This window comes from Pseudomonas sp. MN1F, from assembly GCF_009391885.1.
Classification (GTDB): domain Bacteria; phylum Pseudomonadota; class Gammaproteobacteria; order Pseudomonadales; family Pseudomonadaceae; genus Aquipseudomonas.
In genome coordinates, this window is record NZ_VZII01000008.1 from 96,904 (window position 1) to 114,053 (window position 17,150).

The window sequence follows — 17,150 nt, forward strand, 5'->3', positions numbered from 1 at the left end:
CGCGTCCGGCATAGCTCACCTGCCAAAATATTGCGCTATCACATCGAGCAAATTTTTTGTGAGAGACGCAACAGTTGCCCCTACAGCTAACCATTCTTTCAGCCCGGACTTCTCGACAACGACAGCTTTATCAAGATCGCTAGCAGAAGCCATAGCGTTGAGTTTGGAAAGAGTCTGATTAATGAGCTCAAAGCTAACACCTTCACGGAGCCCTATGCGCTCAAGAAACTCTTGCTCTGAAGTTCCACGCGTATGAATAAGATCTCCCATGCCATGAATCTCGTTGCCAGATGCATGGAAGACGTAGTCCGCGTCGGATGGCGCGCTGACCATTGAGCTGCCGCCATAAATTTTGTTATTCGTGAAAGTGATTTCAGGCTTAGCCATACAAGATTCCTCTAACCGGCCCCATGCCGGTCACCCGTAATACCCCATCCCAAACCAAATTGCCACCATGCCGCATCCGGCCACGGAGGGCGGCCAGGGTCACCATTTTCCTGCCAGATGGAACATGCCTCCAGCTAGCGCCGTTAAGACGATGCCGTCCAATAAATCGCCAAAAGCGACGTTACCTGAAAGCCATGCTTCGATCTGTGCGGCCAGAAAGAAGACAGCGATGAACAAAACGACGCCCGCGATACGCCGCTGAAGCTTAAATCTGGCCTTGTCGGGTCCGAGCCACAGCATGAAGGCCTCCTTCTAGCCATCCATCCAACCACAATAGCTCACGCAGCCTCCCTAGCCACGGAGGGCGGCGCATGCATGGAGAAAGCCATGAACCACATTCCACCGCGTCCAACTGCCACCAGGGAAATGATCCTCGAATGCTGCAAGCCGATCGCCGAGAAGCTGGAGGCTGATGCCGAGACCCTGGCGCAGCACTACAGGCGTCACATGGACGGTTTCGATCTTTGCATCGAGCTGGCGAAGTGGGCCGGCTGGGATATGCAGCGCGACGACATCGACACCCTCGACGAACTTGGCCACCTGGTGGACGAGGCGGAGCGCGATGCAGTGAAGACCTGGTTCGAAGAGCACAACCCTCAACCGCCGTTCGCCATCGGTGACAACATCAAGCAGGGCTTGATCACTGGCATCAGCTCCTACTCGTTGGCCTGCTTCGAAGTGAAGGTTGCGGGTCATCCAGACACCTCTCGACTTATCGTCAAGTTCGAAGACGCGAAAGCCGCCTGACCCTCCGGCGCTGCCCGCCAGCGCCTCAGACCTGGTCTTTGTCCTCAGGCTTAAGGCAGTACTTCTCATGCTCTTGCTGTGAATAGCAGCCCTTGTCGCAGTTCAGGTAGTTCTCATAGTTCTGGCTCATGATAATGACGCCAACAACCGAGACGACTAAACACAAAAAAGCCAACGGGCCGGGGGCTGGAACCGCCACGATTCCCCCCAACAAGAACATCGCAAAGCCAACACAGAACCATCCTTTCGAATATTTTTTGGCCACTATAAGGCCTCCCTGCTCATGATTTGGCGAAGCATACCATCGCCTCGCCGAGCGACGCATATAGCGCTGCCCGCCAGCGCCTTCCCCTCTCAAACGATGAACGCCTCCCCGGCGAGGGCGGCGCATGCATGGAGAAAGCCATGAGCAACTACAACTGCGACTACGTCCGCCGCCACTACGACGTGCCTGCCGAGATAGGGCGTCGGGTGATCGCCAACGGCGAGCCAGGCGTCATCATGGCCGACCGTGGCCACTACATCGGCGTCATCCTCGACAGCGACCCGAAGAAGCGCATCCGCAACTACCACCCGACCTGGGAGATGCAGTACGGCGAGATGGCCGAGAAGCTTCCGCTCAAACAGTGGGAAGTGCTCACCAACGGCCTGTATGACTGGGATGACGTCCGTTACATGATGGGCGATGCGCACCACTACGTGCAGCGCGTGTGGGCTGCGACCCGCAGCTAGGCCAAGTACCGCGTCTACCAAGACCTGGCCGAGTGCTTCAATGACGACGCTACAGCAATGCTGTCTTTCAAGGTTCGCGCTGCCGCCTGACCCTCCGGTGCTGCCCGCTACCGCCTTCCCCTACTCAACGACAGGGTCGGCGCCCAGGCCTTTACGGTAGCGTGCAATCGCAATGATCTGGCGCAGGCAGATGACCATGTCCTTCTTCAGCTGGTCATCAGGCAGGCCGATCTTTTTCAACATCGCCTGAGCTTCTTCCTCAATCGAGGCAAGGGCCTCGGTATCGCTTTTCATTGTCATGGCGACCTCCACCAGGTCGAGTCAGCCATGAACTGATAGCTCACCAGAACACTGCGCGCCAGCTACGGCGCCTTCCCCTCTCAAACGATGAACGCCTCCCCGGCGAGGGCGGCGCCTGCAAGCAAGGACCACGACGTGACCACAGCAATCGACCTGTTCGCCGGACTCGGCGGATGGAGCACCGGCGCGCGCGCCGCAGGCGTCCAAGTTCTCTGGGCGGCAAACCACTGGCCGGTAGCCGTTGAATGGCACAGCGCCAACCACCCCGAAACGCAGCACGTTTGCCAGGACCTACACCAAGCGCGCTGGGAGCAGGTGCCGGCGCACGACATCCTTCTTGCATCGCCCTGCTGCCAGGGCCACGCCAAGGCGCGCGGCAAGAAGTCCGGCAACCCTGAGCACGACGCATCGCGCTCAACAGCCTGGGCGCCGGTATCTGCCCTTGAGTTCCACCGGCCTCAGGCGGCAGTGATCGAGAACGTGCCAGAGTTCACCGACTGGGTTCTCTACCCGGCCTGGCTGCAAGCGGTCCAGGCGCTGGGGTATCAGGCTGCGCCGCACATAGTGGACTGCGCCGACTTGGGTGTGCCGCAGCACCGGGTGCGCCTGTTCATGGTGCTGACCCGCAGCAAGGCACCGCTGATGCTGCAGCTGCCACAAGAGCGGCATGTGGCGGCGGCCAGCTTCCTCGACTTCGACGCCGGGCGCTGGTCACAGATCGAGAAGCCAGGCCGAGCCCAGGCCACGCTCGACCGGGTGCGCAACGGCCGACAGCGCTTTGGCGACCGGTTCATCATGCCCTACTACGGCAAAGGCTCCGGCACCACCGGCCGCGACATCAACCGGCCGATCGGTACCATCACCACCCTGGACCGCTGGGCCCTGGTCGACGGCGACCGGATGCGGATGCTCAGCGCCAGCGAGGCCCTGGCCGCGATGTCATTCCCGGCTGACACTCTTCGGCCAAGCAACCACCGGCTGACCATGCATATGGCCGGTAACGCAGTACCACCGCTGGCTGGCCAGCGAGTCATTGAGGCTTTGATGAAGGCCGCCTGAACTCCGATGCTGCCCGCCAGGTTTCTGAGATTTGAATATTAACCAGTTGAGCGCTCACTCAGCCTTCTGCGCAAAATGATGGGATTCGCGTTGCCAGCGGTCCAATAAATATGCAATTTTGGGATGCGCAGCGGAGGTGTTCTCAAGAATATCTACTTCTACCGCTCGCAATTGAGCCTCAACGGCATTTTTGTCGTTTCGGAATGTCTCATGATGAAGCATGGCCGAGATAAGGTCGAATGAAGTAAGTCCATCGAAACCTTTGAAAAATGCACTTTTCAAATCGGAGAACCATAGTTTTTCGTTAATAAAATCAGCCGCATTTTTTGAAACTACAACTCGCGAATACACTGCATGTTTGCTCTCAAGCTCGTATGCCTCAATCATAGCTGGTCCAAAAAGTGCCCCACCGCGCTCATGTACGACATTGCCTAATGCAACGCCTCCCCTCATAAGCATCCCTATGCCGAAGAAGAATTGTAAATGCACGATTTTGATAGCGTGTAGCAGTAGATTGCATGCGCCTGGATTGTCAGCAGGGGCAGATATTACGAAAGAATCTGAGAATTGGGTGGCCACCAGCTTGTAAGCCTCATCGCCTTTCTCGAGGAGCAGGTCTCCAAAATGCTCCTGCAACGTTTTAACGCCATTCTCATCAAGGTATGGTACTGCGCCATACATGGCGGTCTCTAGCCCACCATTCTTGAACTCTCCAAACAGACGAGACATGGACTCCAATAACTTTGGTTCTTTCTCTGCTTGCTTTATGGCCGCAGAGAACCCTAACAAGTCGAAGAAGCAAATAAGTCGTTTTTCGTAGGTCATTCCTTTCCACCATGGTTCGCGTATAGCGTGATGTTAACTTATTTTTGAGATGCGTCCCCATGCCCACAGAAAACCGATCCAGCAACACCTACCGACACACGTTCACCGCAACCTGCCCCGGCGACGGTGAGGTCATCGTGTACAACCTGGAGATCCGCAGCCTGCAGATGATCCGGGTGGAGCACATCAAGACCGCCACCTCGCTGATTAAACAGGGCTGGCACGAGCAGATAGCCGATCAACTGGCTGAGCGCTTCGGCGGCGACCAGGTGATCAAGGCGGTGCACCAGGGCGTCGAGATCGAAACGGTGAGGCTGAGCGGATGATCCACTACCACGGCACGCCCATAGGCGGCACCCGTCAGGATGCAGCGCGCCTGCTGGCCGGCCGACACGCCTTGGTACCGTTCCCGCGACAGGACGACATGGGCATTGTCGCCGAGGCCTGCCAGTCATTCGTGTTCGACAACGGCGCGTTCACCGTTTGGAAGAAAGGCGGCCAGGTCGATGTCGAGGGGTACACCCACTGGGTGGATGACTGGCACCGGCACCCCGGATTCGACTGGGCGTTGATCCCTGACGTGATCGACGGGGACGAGGATGCCAACGACCGCCTGCTCGAGCAATGGCCCGGCCACCTCCCAGGCGTTCCAGTTTGGCACATGCACGAGTCGATCGAGCGCCTGCAGCGCTTGGCGCAGTCCTGGCGAATGGTGGCCTTGGGCAGCTCCGGGCAGTGGCGATCGCCTGGCGCCGCAGCGTGGTGGAAGCGCATGGGCTCAGCGATGGATGCCATCTGCGACGACCAGGGCCGGCCACAATGCCGCCTGCACGGCCTGCGCATGCTTGATCCGGCAATCTTCCAGAGCCTGCCCCTGGCCTCAGCGGACAGCACCAACGCGGCGGTAAACGGCGGCAGCATAAGCAGATTCGGCATGTATACCCCGCCATCTGCCGGCCAGCGTGCCAGCGTGATCGCCGACCGAATTGAAGCGCACAACAGTGCGCCAATCTGGAACCGGGAAGCCCAGTTCGAAATGGCGCTTTAACTACATTTTACCGACCGACTGGATGCCAACTCCATTTGCTGGGTTCACGCGGATCAACTTGTCGCTCCCAGCGATCACCGCATTCCAAGCATTTGTACGGGGTCGCCAACCTGCCCCGGTCGTCCACAGTTGCGCCTCTCTGAAATTTGGAAGTGTTTCCGGTTGCCTCTACCTCTTCCATAGCTTCTTGGCAGCAATTCCCGATCATAAATTCCACTCCTGAAAGTTGTGCCCAAATATACGGGGCTCGGTGAACTCATGACCACAGCAATCGACCTGTTCGCCGGCCTCGGCGGATGGAGTACCGGCGCGCGCGCCGCAGGCGTCCATGTTCTCTGGGCGGCAAACCACTGGCCCGTGGCCGTTGAATGGCACAGCGCCAACCACCCCGACACGCAGCACGTATGCCAGGACTTACACCAGGCACGCTGGGAGCAGGTGCCGGCACACGACATCCTGCTCGCCTCGCCCTGCTGCCAAGGACACGCCAAGGCGCGCGGCAAGAAGTCGGGTAACCCTGAACACGACGCGTCGCGCTCGACGGCCTGGGCGCCGGTATCGGCTCTAGAGTTCCACCGACCGTATGCAGCAGTGATCGAGAACGTCCCTGAGTTCACCGACTGGGTGCTATACCCGGCCTGGCTGCAGGCAGTGCAGGCGTTGGGATATCAGGCAGCGCCGCACATCGTCGACTGCGCCGACCTCGGAGTGCCGCAGCACCGTGTGCGGCTGTTAATGGTTCTGACCCGCAGCAGGGCGCCGCTCATGCTGCAACTGCCAAGCGAGCGGCATGTGCCGGCGGCCAGCTTCCTCAACTTCGACGCCGGGCGCTGGTCACAGATCGATAAGCCAGGCCGGGCCCAGGCCACGCTCGACCGGGTTCGCAACGGGCGCCAGCGCTTCGGCGAACGCTTCATTATGCCCTACTACGGGAAAGGCTCCGGCACCACGGGCCGCGATATCAACAGACCGATCGGCACCATCACCACCCTGGACCGCTGGGCTTTGGTCGACGGCGACCGCATGCGGATGCTCAGCGCCAGCGAGGCCCTGGCCGCGATGTCTTTCCCGGCGGACACCCTGCGGCCGGACAACCATCGGCTAACCATGCACATGGCCGGAAATGCGGTGCCGCCGCTGGCCGGACAGCGGATCATAGAAGAGTTGCTTCGCGTCGCATGATTTAAAGCTGAGATCTGACGTCCTCTTCTAGCGCCCCCAACTCCTCCATCCAGCGATCAATTAAATCGGAGTTGGCTTGCACCCGCTTGGAAATGTCCAGTGCAATTATTGGCTCAGGATACTGACTCAGCTTTTCCCCCATGAACTCCCCGAAGTTGCTGACTTCTCTCAAGCCTACGAGAAAATGGACCATCTCGTTCGACAACGCTGTCACGGGTATTTCCCTTAGCATCGCGGCTGACTGTTTAAGATCATGCGCCGCCGATTGCCGTCTAGGGTCACTCCAACGTGGATTGCGGTGAAGAACCGCGAGCAACTCTCTGTAAGTACCAGATAGATGACACATCAAGGCATAGGTAGCGTTTATTCCATCCAGGCGCTGCCTGCGCTCAACTTCTTCTTTTTGTTTTAACTGCAGATGCCCTTGGTAATAGGGGACGGCAATGGCAACCAAAATGGCGACAATCGCACCTATTGCTTGCGCCCAACCCGCTGTGTCAGCCGGTAGCCACCCGTTTCGCGCCCAGTATCCAACCGAGCCGACAATGACCCATACCACTGCACTCAACCCGGCCAGTACCCACATCAATGTCAAACCGTACGGGACGAATTTACCCGAAGCTAATTTGCTCACATTCCATCGCCCTTGATTATTTCATCGCACGTTAGCTGATTTTTAGACGGCGACGCCACCGGCCTGGAAATTCTGTTCCTCGACCAGCTGTAACCCCTCTCCCCTCTATTCACTGCCGCGATATGGCGGCCAAGGAATCCGTATGCCCAGCGCACAAACGGCGGCACGGTGGTGCCCGGACGAATGCCCGATCACAGGTCGCAAGTTCTTCATGTGGATCGAGCGCCCCGATGGCGGCATGGTGCCGACCTATGGTGGTCCTTTCGACAGCTACACGATCCCGACCCGCGACGGCGACGAAGGCTTCTGCTGCGAGCGGTACGACCACGATTACGGTGGTTGGCGCGACGACGAAATGGTGGGCCTCAAGCTGATAGACGACCAAAGCGACGAATGCGAGCACGGCCAAGTTGCCGAGCTGCAGGCGGAAATTGAACGGCTCAAGGGCCAGAGCCGGACCATCACGCTGGCGGGGTGCGAATACACGGAAGATGACCTCATCGGCACTGCGGTCCGGTGCGTAAGCGGGACCAGCAGGAAGAAGACCCCGAGATGGGTGCTCATGATGGACACCTTTGTCTGCGGATCAGGCGTAGCCCAAGCGCTGTGCCGGCGTTACGGGCTGGACCCGGACGAGGGTCTGTGCAAATGACCCGCCTCGTCCTCTGCCTCCTGCTGCTGGCCACTGGCGCCAGCGCTGAGCCCCTGCCATGGGGCGTTGAAACCTTTCACGACGACGAGCGCGGCGTCACCTGCTGGTACACCGCCACGGGGCTGAGCTGCATTCCTGACAGCCAGCTCAAGCGCAAGACTAGGCAACAAGCCAACAACGAGCGCCAGCTCTCCCCGCACGAAACCCAACCCGAACCTACACCCGCACTGGCGCCTGGGCGCTGGATTGATGAGAGGTATGAGCTGTGAACAAGGTAATTCACTTGGTTTCGCATTTCGGCTGCTTCGACGACCACGACTGCCAGATAGCTTGCAACCAGGCCGGCGAAGACATGGACGGCTCCGACCGACCGAAAGAGGTCACCTGCAAGAAATGCCTCCGGGTGTATGAGGCACCCGAGCGGCATGCCCGGGAGCAATTCGAAAAGCGAGAAGCTGCACTGAAGGTGGCGCCATGACCGACCTGATCGAAGTGAAGACGGCAGACCTGGGCGGCGAGGCGCTGGGCTGGGCCGTCGGTAAGGCTGAAGGCCTGGACCTGTTCCTGGCTCCCCCGCAGTACGGCAACCCCTGGCGCGTGTTCGCTCGCTACCAGGCCAGCGCCACCGAGCATACCAAGCGCTTCAACCCGTGGGAGGACTGGGCGCTGGGCGGGCCACTGGTCGAGAAGTACCAGTTATCGCTGTCGCCGCCGACCAGCGCCGTTCACCGAAACTTCGGCTACATGGACAAGCGGAACGGCTACTACGAATCGGGGTTCTGGGGTAGCACGATCTTCGGCAAAAAGCGCAAGCACCGCCGCACTGCATTCCACCACCCTACTAACGCGCTGATAGTCGCCATGCGAGCAGTCGCCCAATTCGAGCTCGGCGATACTCTCCAGGTGCCGAGGGAGCTGGTGCCATAGTCATTTCCCATTCTGATCGCGATCTAGAAGGACATCGGGTTCATTTACTAGGAAAACTGAAGCTGGCACCTGGGCAAGCCTTGCACTGAGAAACTACACGTTTGAATCAGGCGTCTCTTCGCCCTTAAAGCCCCAACCCTCCTTCTTGGCTTTCTCCACCAATTCGGTGATCAGCTCCATGTTGGGCAATCGCGCTTGACCACGGGCGGCCTGAAGAGAGCCGTCCGGTCGCTTCCAAATGAATCGATAGCCGCGTTGCTGCGAGCCATCGCTGTAATTGTAAATGCACCATTGGAAGCAGAGTACCCAGCCGCTTTCAAATTTCTTGTCTACGTTCTCGACGACAGTAACACGTGCTTGGACAGCCATAACAACCTCAAAAAACAATTAAGAGCTTAATTGCTCAGTTAAGAGCTTAACTGTAATTCTCTGATTGCGTAACCCCCATACATCTCCCCCTAGAACTCAAGCCCGCCGACGTGCGCGGGCGAGGATGACCTATGTCCGATATCACAGTGAAGTGCTCCAGGTGCCGCAATCAGCACGAGGAGAGCGAGCGCGTGCTCGCGCCATGCAAATGGCTCAAAGGCGCAAGCACCATGGTGTGCCCGCGCTGCCGGGCAACCAGCTACTACCGCGTCGAGCCTGCGCCAGCAGCCTGACCACCAACCTGCCGCCACCGGCGGCGTGGAGACCATCCCATGGAAACCGAAAGCACCGGCGACGTCGACAAGGTCACTGAACAGAAAATGGCCGATCTACTCGGCTGTACCAAGAAAGCCCTGGAGCGCAGACGCCAGGACGGGAAAGTACCTGAAGGCGTCTGGATCAAGCACGGCGGCCGAATCATTTACAGCAAAAGGAGATACGACGAATGGCTGGAAAGCCAATGGCTCTACCCAGAGGGGTCGAAGTCTTCCGCAACTCCCTCCGCATTCGTTTCACTTGGGACGGTATCCGTCGATGCGAAACGCTCCCCTATCCCCCGACACAGAAAGGGATCAAAGCTGCATCCAGCCTTCGCGATCAGGTAACCAGCCTCAACAAGCTCGGTCTCCTTGACCAGGACAAATATGCCGAGCTGTTCCCCAGCTCGCAGGCTGCGGTCGGCGGAAAACCGACCTTTGGCGAGTACGCTCAGCTCTGGCTGGACAGCCGCGAAATTACCCAAGGTACTCACAACAACTACAAGAGTGCCCTGAACCTCTATTGGGTACCGCGCCTGGCTATGGTCCGTGTTGACCTGATCACCACCACCCTGCTGCGCCGCGTCATCGCTGACACCGACTGGACATCGGCAAACGTCAAACGCAATGCGATCACCAGGTTGGCAACGATCCTTGGTGCAGCTACCCGGGAAGGACTTCTGACCAAAAATCCCGCCGAAATGATTGAGCTGCCAAAGCGTTCGAGGAAGGAGATTGACCCGTTCACCCTGGCAGAAGCCAACACCATCATCGACAAGCTGTACCAGCATAAGCACTGGCCGAGCCTCATCTACGCCGCGCTGTTCGAGTTCATGTTCTTCACCGGCCTCCGCCTGTCGGAGGCTTTGGCAGTTCGCTGGGATGTGATCGATATGGAAAAGAGGACGGTGCACGTCAAGAGGACCGTTGCCCTGGGCAAGGTGGAGGAAAGGACAAAAACCGGGCGAGACCGGTTTGTCCTGCTGAATGATCGGGCCTTGCGGGCAATCCAGTTCGCGAGGGAGTACGCGGACCGCCGCAGACATGGGAAGGGGGTGGTGACCGAAACGCCGTTCTTGTTTCCGCCGTCGAAGAACGCCGAGTACGTGAAACAGACGTCTGATCTGCACAAGCAGTGGGTGCCAGTGCTGAACGATTTGGGGATCAGGCGTCGTCCCCCATACAACTGCCGTCACACCTATGCGACAATATGCTTAATGTCCGGCCTCAACCCCGCATTTATCGCCCAACAGCTGGGTCACAGCGTTCAGATGCTGCTGTCGACGTATGCCCGTTGGCTCAACTCAAGCTCCGACTGGAGCGAGCTGGAAAAACTCAAGATTGGTATCAAATCGGTATCAGCTGAAAATCCAGCGTCGTAAGTTACTGATAGGTAAGCCCTTTGATCTCCACCGCCAACATCACCATGCAGTTCGGCTCCAAGCCGCTGTTCGAAAACGTCTCGGTCAAATTCAACAACGGCAACCGCTACGGCCTGATCGGTGCCAACGGTTGCGGCAAGTCGACCTTCATGAAGATCCTTGGCGGCGACCTGGAGCCGTCTGGCGGCCAGGTCATGCTCGAGCCGAACACCCGCCTGGGTAAACTGCGCCAGGACCAGTTCGCCTACGAAGAATTCACCGTGATCGACACCGTGATCATGGGCCACGGCCAGCTGTGGAAGGTCAAGGCAGAGCGCGACCGCATCTACTCGCTGCCGGAAATGACCGAGGAAGACGGCATGGCCGTCGCCGAGCTGGAAACCGAATTCGCCGAAATGGACGGCTACACCGCCGAATCCCGCGCCGGTGAACTGCTGCTGGGCCTGGGTATTCCGCTGGAACAGCACTTTGGCCCGATGAGCGAAGTGGCGCCGGGCTGGAAGCTGCGTGTATTGCTGGCCCAGGCGCTGTTCTCGGACCCGGACGTGCTGCTGCTCGACGAACCGACCAACCACCTGGACATCAACACCATCCGTTGGCTGGAAACCATCCTCACGGCGCGTAACAGCACCATGATCATCATTTCCCACGACCGGCACTTCCTCAACAGCGTGTGCACGCACATGGCCGACCTGGACTACGGTGAGCTGCGCCTGTTCCCAGGCAACTACGACGAGTACATGACCGCGGCCACCCAGTCGCGCGAGCAGCTGCTGTCGGACAACGCCAAGAAGAAAGCCCAGATCGCCGAACTGCAGACCTTCGTCAGCCGCTTCTCGGCCAACGCCTCCAAGGCCAAGCAGGCGACTTCGCGAGCCAAGCAGATCGACAAGATCCAGCTGGCCGAGGTCAAGCCTTCGAGCCGTGTCAGCCCGTTCATTCGCTTCGAGCAGGCCAAGAAACTGCACCGCCAGGCGGTGGTCGTCGAGAAGATGGCGAAAGCCTTCGATGACAAGGTGCTGTTCAAGAACTTCGACATCACCGTCGAAGCGGGCGAGCGCGTGGCGATCATCGGCCCCAACGGTATCGGCAAGACCACCCTGCTGCGCACCCTGGTCGGCGAGATGACCCCGGATGCAGGTTCGGTGAAGTGGACCGACAGCGCTGAAGTGGGCTACTACGCCCAGGACCACGCCCACGACTTCGAAGACGACATGACCCTGTTCGACTGGATGGGCCAGTGGACCAGCGGCGAGCAGGTGATCCGCGGCACCCTGGGGCGCATGCTGTTCTCCAACGACGAGATCCTCAAGTCGGTGAAGGTGATTTCCGGTGGTGAGCAAGGCCGCATGCTGTTCGGCAAGCTGATCCTGCAGAAGCCGAACGTGCTGGTGATGGACGAGCCGACCAACCACCTGGACATGGAATCGATCGAAGCGCTGAACCTGGCGCTGGAGAATTACCCGGGCACCCTGCTGTTCGTCAGCCATGACCGTGAGTTCGTGTCGTCGCTGGCAACCCGCATCATCGAGCTGAGCGCTGATGGTGTGGTGGACTTCAGCGGCACTTATGACGACTACCTGCGTAGCCAGGGCGTTTTGGTCTGAGGTAACTGAGCTGGCTGCTTCGCGGGCTTGCCCGCGAAGCAGCCATCAACAATCCCACAGAGTGGCACTCCCCGACGAATAATTCGTTAGCCTGCTTTCATTTCCTTCGCGCAGCGCCCATGATTAAGGCACGCCCAACCGCCCGCCCGCGAAAGAGCCCATGACTGCGCAACAGCCCGCCCCCGCCAGCAGTACTTACAGTATTACCCTGCAGATCCTGTCGATCGTCTTCTACACCTTCATTGCCTTTCTCTGCATCGGCCTGCCGATTGCGGTGTTGCCCAGCTACGTGCACGACCAGCTGGGCTTTGGTGCGGTGATTGCCGGGGTGACGATCGGCCTGCAGTACCTTTCGACCCTGCTCAGCCGCCCGTTTGCCGGGCGCGTGGCCGATACCCTGGGGGGCAAAAAAGCGATTGGCTATGGCTTGCTGGGGATCGCCGGTTGCGGGGTCCTGACGCTGCTTTCGGCCTGGTCGCTGCAGGTGCCGCTGCTGAGCCTGGCCTTGCTGCTCGGCGGCCGGGTATTGCTGGGCCTGGCCCAGGGGCTGATCGGCGTTGCCACCTTGAGCTGGGGCATCAGCCAGGTGGGCCCGGAACACACCGCGCGGGTGATCTCGTGGAATGGCATCGCCTCGTACGGCGCCATCGCCATCGGTGCGCCGGTCGGTGTGCTGGCAGTCGCCGGCCTGGATTTCAGCGTACTCGGCCCTGCCCTGCTGCTGCTGGCGCTGCTGGCCTTAATGGTGCTGCGCAAGCGCCCCGACGTGGTGGTGATGCGCGGCGAGCGGCTGCCGTTCTGGTCGGCCTTCGGCCGCGTCGCCCCCTGCGGCCTGGGGCTGACCCTGGCATCGATCGGCTACGGCACCCTGACCACCTTCGTCACCCTTTATTACCTGGAGCGCGGCTGGGTCGGTGCGGCCTGGTGCCTGAGTGCCTTCGGCCTGTGCTTCATCATTTCGCGGCTGTTGTTCGTCAATGCGGTCAACCGCTTCGGTGGCTACAACGTGGCCATGGCCTGCATGGCCACCGAAGTGCTCGGCCTGAGCCTGCTGTGGCTGGCGCCCTCGCCGCCCTGGGCGCTGGTCGGCGCTGGCCTGAGCGGCTTTGGCCTGTCGCTGGTGTACCCGGCATTGGGTGTCGAAGCGATCAAGCAGGTGCCAAGCAGCAGCCGCGGTGCCGGGCTCGGGGCTTATGCCGTGTTCTTCGACATGGCACTGGCCATCGCCGGCCCGGTGATGGGCGCGGTGGCGGTGCACCTGGGGTATGCCTCGATTTTCTGCGTCGCGGCCCTGCTGGCCTTGGTCGGCGTCGGCCTGACCCTGCTACTGGCGCGGCGCAGCCACCGCGGCTGAACGCTCGGCGTGCTCCGGTGCGCCCAGGGCCTGGGTGAAGAAGGCCGCCGTGTCGCGCTGCAGCGAATGGTGGATGTGGCGCCGGTCGACGCCATCGGCGTCCTCGCACAGCGCTGGCATGCGCGCATGCTGCTCTTCGTCACAGCGAGCCATGAACACGAAGTGCCCGGCTCCAGCCAGCAAACGGTAATCCGGGGTGACCGGCAGCTTGCGCGCCAGTTCCTCGGCATTGCGGTCCACCGCCACCAGCTGGTCGCTGTCGCCACTGTAGATCAGCGCCGGCACCTTCACCCCGGCCAGGGCATGGCGGCCGAACATCAGGCTCAGCGGCGCCATCAGCATCACCGCGCCTACCCGGGAGTCGGCCTTGGGCGCCAGTTCGCTGCGGTCGGCAATCAGCACGCCGTGGGTCTTGCAGGCATCGGCGTCACCTGGGCGCTCCAGGCAATAACGGCGCAGGCGATCCAGGTCGGGCTGGGCGCCAGACAGGATCAACGCGGTTTCACCCCCAGCTGAATAGCCGATCACACCGACCTTGCCGTCATTCAGGTAGGGGCCAAGCAACGCGTCTTCGCGGGCGGACGTGATGGCCTCGCTGACCTGCAATGGCCGACCATACAGATTGCTCAGCCTACCCAGGCGGCTGTGGTCACGGGCGTTGTCGCCTGGGTGCACCACCGCCACCACGATGAAGCCCTGGCGGGCCAGGGAGGTGGCCAGGTAATGCAGCGCCAGCGGGCTGCCGGTGTTGCCGTGGGACAGCACCAGCAGGGGAAACTGCCCGAGCGCTACCGGGGCCTCTTCAGCGACGTCGATGGGGTAACCGTCGATGCGGATATTGCGCGTTGTGCCATGGGAGGGGTAGAACGCCAGGGCCTGCATCGGCCTGGCATCGACCGGGTCGTCGAGGGTCATGTGATGCAAACCGGCAACCCACGGGGAGGCTTCGGCATGGGCCAACAGGCCACCGAGCAGCAAGGCCAGCAAACAGCGGGGAGTGTTCATCGGTCAGCTATCGCGCAGCAGGCATCAGGATAGCGTCAGCATAGTTCCGGCCTTAGCACCGCCAGATGAAAACTGGATGAAAAAAACCGGCTGGCGCACACGGGGCGCCAGCCGGTTTTTTGGTCGCCAGGCGATCAGGCCGCGGCGAACAGCTCGTTGGCAATCTGCGCCTGGGCGGCGTCGATGGCCTGGGTGCGGTGTTCCGGGCCATAGGCCAGGCCGTGGGCACGGACGACTTCCAGGTCGGTGATGCCGATGAAGCCGAGGAACACCTTGAGGAAGTCTTCATGACCTGCGCCGGTCGGCTGGCCAGCGTGCAGGCCACCGGCGGTGGAGACCAGCACCACTTTCTTGTTGCCGCACAGGCCTTCCGGGCCGGCTTCGGTATAACGGAAGGTCTTGCCGGCTACGGCAACGCGGTCGATCCAGGCCTTGAGCTGGGTCGGCACGCTGAAGTTGTACATTGGCGCGCCAATCACCACGGCGTCAGCAGCGAGGAATTCGTCCAGGGTTTCGGCGCTCAGCTTGGCCTCGAAGGCCTGGGCGGCGTCACGGGCTTCTTCCGGGGTGCCGGCAGCCACCAGGGTAGCGGACGAGAAGTGGGCGATGGCGTCTGCGGCCAGGTCACGGTAGACCACTTCGATGCTTGGGTCTGCGGCTTTCCAGGCTTCGACCACTTCGCGGCTCAGTTGGCGAGAGGCGGAATTGTCGCCCAGGATGCTCGAATCGATATGCAACAGTTTCATGGGACTCTCCTGTGAATGAAGACCGCGGCGGTGGGCGATCACGATGGAGAGAATCCTACCGGGGTGGCGAATAGCTGATAAGTCGGTAAAAATGCGTCAGTTTGTCCCACAGATAGAACAGTGAGACCCTTCGATGCAAGACCTCAATGACCTCTTCTATTTTGCCCAGGTGGTCGAAGCCGGCGGTTTTGCTGCTGCCGGGCGCCAGTTGGGCATCCCCAAGTCGCGCCTTTCGCGGCGCATAGCCGAACTGGAGGAACGCCTCGGCACCCGCTTGCTACAGCGCACCACACGCCAGCTCAAGCTGACGGCGGTCGGTGAACGCTACCTGCACCATTGCCAGGCCATGCTGCTGGAGGCCGAGGCCGCCGATGAGGTGGTGGCAAGCATGAGCAGCGAGCCGCGCGGACGGCTGCGCGTGTCGTGCCCGGTGGCCCTGGCCCATGCGTTCCTGCCAGACATCATCAGCCGGTTTCTCGAGCAGTATCCACAGGTGCAACTGGACATGGTCCTGCTCAACCGCCGTGTCGACCTGATTTCCGAAGGCATCGACGTGGCCCTGCGCGTACGCGACCTGGGCGACGAGGACCCGGCGCTGGTCACCCGCCGGCTGCGCCAGGCACAGATGCAGTTGGTGGCAGCGCCGGGCTTTGCCGACCATCTGCGCGACCCCGCCGAGTTGGCCACGTTGCCCGTGCTGGGTGCCGCCGAAGCTGATCGACTGGTGCACTTTCGCTTGTTCGGACCCAATGGCCGGCAACAGGAAATCGCCCTCGAGCCACGCCTGGCGATTGACGATTTTGTCGTGCGCAACGCTGCCGTGCGCGCCGGGCTGGGTTTTACCGCCTTGCCCAGCATGTTCTGCGAAGAGGAACTGGAGCGTGGCGAGCTGGTGAAGCTGCTACCGGACTGGTCATTGCCAGGCGGCTACCTGCAGGCGGTCTACCCTCATCGACGAGGCTTGTTACCGGCCGTGCGGGCATGGATAGACCACCTGGCGGCGTCATTCGAAGCGTGTGGGGAGCGTTATGTCTAGGCAGAAGATCAGCGAAGACCAGGTGGCGGCGTTCTGCCTGGGCCTGCCGGGTGCGCGGGAAGACTACAAATGGGGCGGTATCCGGGTGTTCTCCGTGGCCGGCAACAAGATGTTCGCGGTACTCGACCTGGCTGGGGCGGGGTTATCGTTCAAGGTGGCCGATGAGCTGTTTCTGGGCTATTGCGACCGGCCTGGCGTGCGGCCGGCGCCTTATCTGGCACGAGCGAAGTGGATCAGCATGGCCACCCCCTACCCCATGGGCCGGGATGAGCTGTGCGACCTGCTGCAGCGCTCGCACCAGCTGGTGGTGCGACGGCTGCCAAAACGGTTGCAGGTTGGCTTGCTGGACTGATCAGTTGAACGGCAGGAAACGGCTGCCCAGGAACAGGTAGTCGAGCCAGAACACCTGGTGCAGCAGCACGATGCCCCAGAACACCAGCTGGAAGGACAGTTTGCGCGTCTTGTGCCGGAACAGCTGCTGGGCAACCAGCGCGCCGGGCCAGCCGCCCAGCAACTCGCTGGCATGCAGAACCTTTTCTGGCGTGCGCCAGGCATCGCCCTGGGCTTGGCGCTTGTCCTGCCAGTAAAGCAGCAGGCTGATCAGGCTGGCCAGCGGGTACATCGCCAGTGGCACCCAGCTCTGCCCGCTCCAGCCCATAGTGGCCGCGCCAAGCCCCGGCAACAGGCACAGCACCGCCAGCAGCAACAGTTTCAGGCGTGCATTGCGCACGCCCTGTGTGCGTTCGGCGCCGCGTGGCGCCGTGCTCTGTGCCCGCGCCAT

At 60.8% G+C, this 17,150-nt stretch carries 25 protein-coding genes and 1 pseudogene; 16 read left to right on the forward strand and 10 right to left on the reverse strand.

The window, feature by feature from the left end; all coding sequences use genetic code 11:
- Positions 1–15 precede the first annotated feature (15 nt).
- Positions 16–387 (reverse strand): hypothetical protein, encoded by a 372-nt coding sequence (locus tag F6X59_RS05060; protein ID WP_152954997.1) that lies wholly within the window; start codon positions 385–387, stop codon positions 16–18.
- A 99-nt stretch (positions 388–486) separates the two neighbouring features.
- Entirely contained in the window at positions 487–687 is a 201-nt protein-coding gene (locus F6X59_RS05065) for a hypothetical protein (protein WP_152954999.1), read from the reverse strand.
- A gap of 87 nt (positions 688–774) precedes the next feature.
- Between F6X59_RS05065 and F6X59_RS05070 the strand changes: the two genes are divergently transcribed.
- Positions 775–1,194: a hypothetical protein gene (locus F6X59_RS05070; RefSeq protein WP_152955001.1), complete on the forward strand. Its 420-nt coding sequence runs from the start codon at positions 775–777 to the stop codon at positions 1,192–1,194.
- 25 nt (positions 1,195–1,219) lie between these two features.
- Here F6X59_RS05070 and F6X59_RS05075 read toward each other — a convergent pair whose 3' ends face one another.
- Complete coding sequence (locus F6X59_RS05075; protein WP_152955003.1) at positions 1,220–1,459, reverse strand: SdpI family protein; 240 nt, start codon at positions 1,457–1,459, stop codon at positions 1,220–1,222.
- A gap of 140 nt (positions 1,460–1,599) precedes the next feature.
- On the opposite strand from F6X59_RS05075, the pseudogene F6X59_RS05080 reads away from it, so the two are divergent.
- Positions 1,600–2,016 (forward strand): annotated as a pseudogene (locus tag F6X59_RS05080) (hypothetical protein).
- Between the two features lie 30 nt (positions 2,017–2,046).
- Here the strand turns inward: F6X59_RS05080 and F6X59_RS05085 are convergent.
- Complete coding sequence (locus F6X59_RS05085) at positions 2,047–2,226, reverse strand: hypothetical protein (RefSeq protein ID WP_152955005.1); 180 nt, start codon at positions 2,224–2,226, stop codon at positions 2,047–2,049.
- A 135-nt stretch (positions 2,227–2,361) separates the two neighbouring features.
- On the opposite strand from F6X59_RS05085, the gene F6X59_RS05090 reads away from it, so the two are divergent.
- Entirely contained in the window at positions 2,362–3,285 is a 924-nt protein-coding gene (locus F6X59_RS05090; protein WP_372240306.1) for a DNA cytosine methyltransferase, read from the forward strand.
- Positions 3,286–3,339: 54 nt separating this feature from the next.
- On the opposite strand, the gene F6X59_RS05095 is transcribed toward F6X59_RS05090, so the two are convergent.
- Positions 3,340–4,110: a hypothetical protein gene (locus F6X59_RS05095; RefSeq protein WP_152955009.1), complete on the reverse strand. Its 771-nt coding sequence runs from the start codon at positions 4,108–4,110 to the stop codon at positions 3,340–3,342.
- Positions 4,111–4,169: 59 nt separating this feature from the next.
- Here F6X59_RS05095 and F6X59_RS05100 point away from each other — a divergent pair, with 59 nt between their 5' ends.
- From F6X59_RS05100 to F6X59_RS05110, 3 genes are all read left to right on the forward strand, one after another.
- Positions 4,170–4,436, forward strand: a complete 267-nt coding sequence (locus tag F6X59_RS05100) for a hypothetical protein (RefSeq protein ID WP_152955011.1) — start codon at positions 4,170–4,172, stop codon at positions 4,434–4,436.
- On the forward strand, positions 4,433–5,158 hold the full coding sequence (locus tag F6X59_RS05105) for a hypothetical protein (protein ID WP_152955013.1): 726 nt from the start codon (positions 4,433–4,435) through the stop codon (positions 5,156–5,158). Before F6X59_RS05100 ends, F6X59_RS05105 begins: the two co-directional genes overlap by 4 nt.
- 258 nt (positions 5,159–5,416) lie before the next feature.
- The gene (locus F6X59_RS05110; protein WP_152955016.1) at positions 5,417–6,340 is read left to right on the forward strand and encodes a DNA cytosine methyltransferase; all 924 of its coding nucleotides are present in this window, start codon (positions 5,417–5,419) and stop codon (positions 6,338–6,340) included.
- A gap of 1 nt (position 6,341) precedes the next feature.
- Here F6X59_RS05110 and F6X59_RS05115 read toward each other — a convergent pair whose 3' ends face one another.
- Positions 6,342–6,974 carry a hypothetical protein gene (locus F6X59_RS05115; RefSeq protein ID WP_152955018.1) on the reverse strand — a complete coding sequence of 211 codons (633 nt, stop codon included), beginning with the start codon at positions 6,972–6,974 and terminating at the stop codon, positions 6,342–6,344.
- A gap of 142 nt (positions 6,975–7,116) precedes the next feature.
- On the opposite strand from F6X59_RS05115, the gene F6X59_RS28600 reads away from it, so the two are divergent.
- Genes F6X59_RS28600 through F6X59_RS05135 form a run of 4 tightly spaced genes read left to right on the forward strand, consistent with a single transcriptional unit; the run spans position 7,117 to position 8,553 of the window.
- The gene (locus F6X59_RS28600; RefSeq protein WP_256669074.1) at positions 7,117–7,626 is read left to right on the forward strand and encodes a hypothetical protein; all 510 of its coding nucleotides are present in this window, start codon (positions 7,117–7,119) and stop codon (positions 7,624–7,626) included.
- Positions 7,623–7,895: a hypothetical protein gene (locus F6X59_RS05125; protein WP_152955020.1), complete on the forward strand. Its 273-nt coding sequence runs from the start codon at positions 7,623–7,625 to the stop codon at positions 7,893–7,895. Before F6X59_RS28600 ends, F6X59_RS05125 begins: the two co-directional genes overlap by 4 nt.
- On the forward strand, positions 7,892–8,104 hold the full coding sequence (locus tag F6X59_RS05130; RefSeq protein WP_152955022.1) for a hypothetical protein: 213 nt from the start codon (positions 7,892–7,894) through the stop codon (positions 8,102–8,104). Before F6X59_RS05125 ends, F6X59_RS05130 begins: the two co-directional genes overlap by 4 nt.
- Positions 8,101–8,553, forward strand: coding sequence for a DUF2591 domain-containing protein (locus F6X59_RS05135; RefSeq protein ID WP_152955024.1), 453 nt, complete (start codon positions 8,101–8,103; stop codon positions 8,551–8,553). The genes F6X59_RS05130 and F6X59_RS05135 overlap by 4 nt, the downstream gene beginning before the upstream one ends.
- Before the next feature lie 93 nt (positions 8,554–8,646).
- Here F6X59_RS05135 and F6X59_RS05140 read toward each other — a convergent pair whose 3' ends face one another.
- Positions 8,647–8,922: a hypothetical protein gene (locus tag F6X59_RS05140; protein ID WP_152955026.1), complete on the reverse strand. Its 276-nt coding sequence runs from the start codon at positions 8,920–8,922 to the stop codon at positions 8,647–8,649.
- 131 nt (positions 8,923–9,053) lie between these two features.
- Here F6X59_RS05140 and F6X59_RS28340 point away from each other — a divergent pair, with 131 nt between their 5' ends.
- From F6X59_RS28340 to F6X59_RS05155, 4 genes are all read left to right on the forward strand, one after another.
- Positions 9,054–9,215, forward strand: a complete 162-nt coding sequence (locus F6X59_RS28340) for a hypothetical protein (RefSeq protein ID WP_178120036.1) — start codon at positions 9,054–9,056, stop codon at positions 9,213–9,215.
- Between the two features lie 212 nt (positions 9,216–9,427).
- Entirely contained in the window at positions 9,428–10,621 is a 1,194-nt protein-coding gene (locus F6X59_RS05145) for a site-specific integrase (RefSeq protein WP_152955028.1), read from the forward strand.
- A 20-nt stretch (positions 10,622–10,641) separates the two neighbouring features.
- Complete coding sequence (locus F6X59_RS05150; protein ID WP_152955030.1) at positions 10,642–12,228, forward strand: ABC-F family ATPase; 1,587 nt, start codon at positions 10,642–10,644, stop codon at positions 12,226–12,228.
- Positions 12,229–12,388: 160 nt separating this feature from the next.
- Positions 12,389–13,582 (forward strand): MFS transporter, encoded by a 1,194-nt coding sequence (locus F6X59_RS05155; protein WP_152955032.1) that lies wholly within the window; start codon positions 12,389–12,391, stop codon positions 13,580–13,582.
- Here F6X59_RS05155 and F6X59_RS05160 read toward each other — a convergent pair.
- Together F6X59_RS05160 and F6X59_RS05165 are read right to left on the reverse strand one after the other, a co-directional pair.
- Positions 13,553–14,587, reverse strand: coding sequence for a dienelactone hydrolase (locus F6X59_RS05160; protein ID WP_152955034.1), 1,035 nt, complete (start codon positions 14,585–14,587; stop codon positions 13,553–13,555). The two genes, F6X59_RS05155 and F6X59_RS05160, sit on opposite strands and share 30 nt — an antisense overlap.
- Before the next feature lie 134 nt (positions 14,588–14,721).
- Positions 14,722–15,333, reverse strand: a complete 612-nt coding sequence (locus F6X59_RS05165) for an FMN-dependent NADH-azoreductase (RefSeq protein ID WP_152955036.1) — start codon at positions 15,331–15,333, stop codon at positions 14,722–14,724.
- A 133-nt stretch (positions 15,334–15,466) separates the two neighbouring features.
- Here F6X59_RS05165 and F6X59_RS05170 point away from each other — a divergent pair, with 133 nt between their 5' ends.
- Positions 15,467–16,369, forward strand: coding sequence for a LysR substrate-binding domain-containing protein (locus tag F6X59_RS05170; protein WP_152955038.1), 903 nt, complete (start codon positions 15,467–15,469; stop codon positions 16,367–16,369).
- Complete coding sequence (locus F6X59_RS05175) at positions 16,362–16,721, forward strand: MmcQ/YjbR family DNA-binding protein (protein ID WP_152955040.1); 360 nt, start codon at positions 16,362–16,364, stop codon at positions 16,719–16,721. Before F6X59_RS05170 ends, F6X59_RS05175 begins: the two co-directional genes overlap by 8 nt.
- Here F6X59_RS05175 and F6X59_RS05180 read toward each other — a convergent pair whose 3' ends face one another.
- A complete protein-coding gene (locus F6X59_RS05180; RefSeq protein ID WP_152955041.1) occupies positions 16,722–17,150 on the reverse strand; it encodes a DUF1294 domain-containing protein in 429 nt (142 codons plus the stop codon).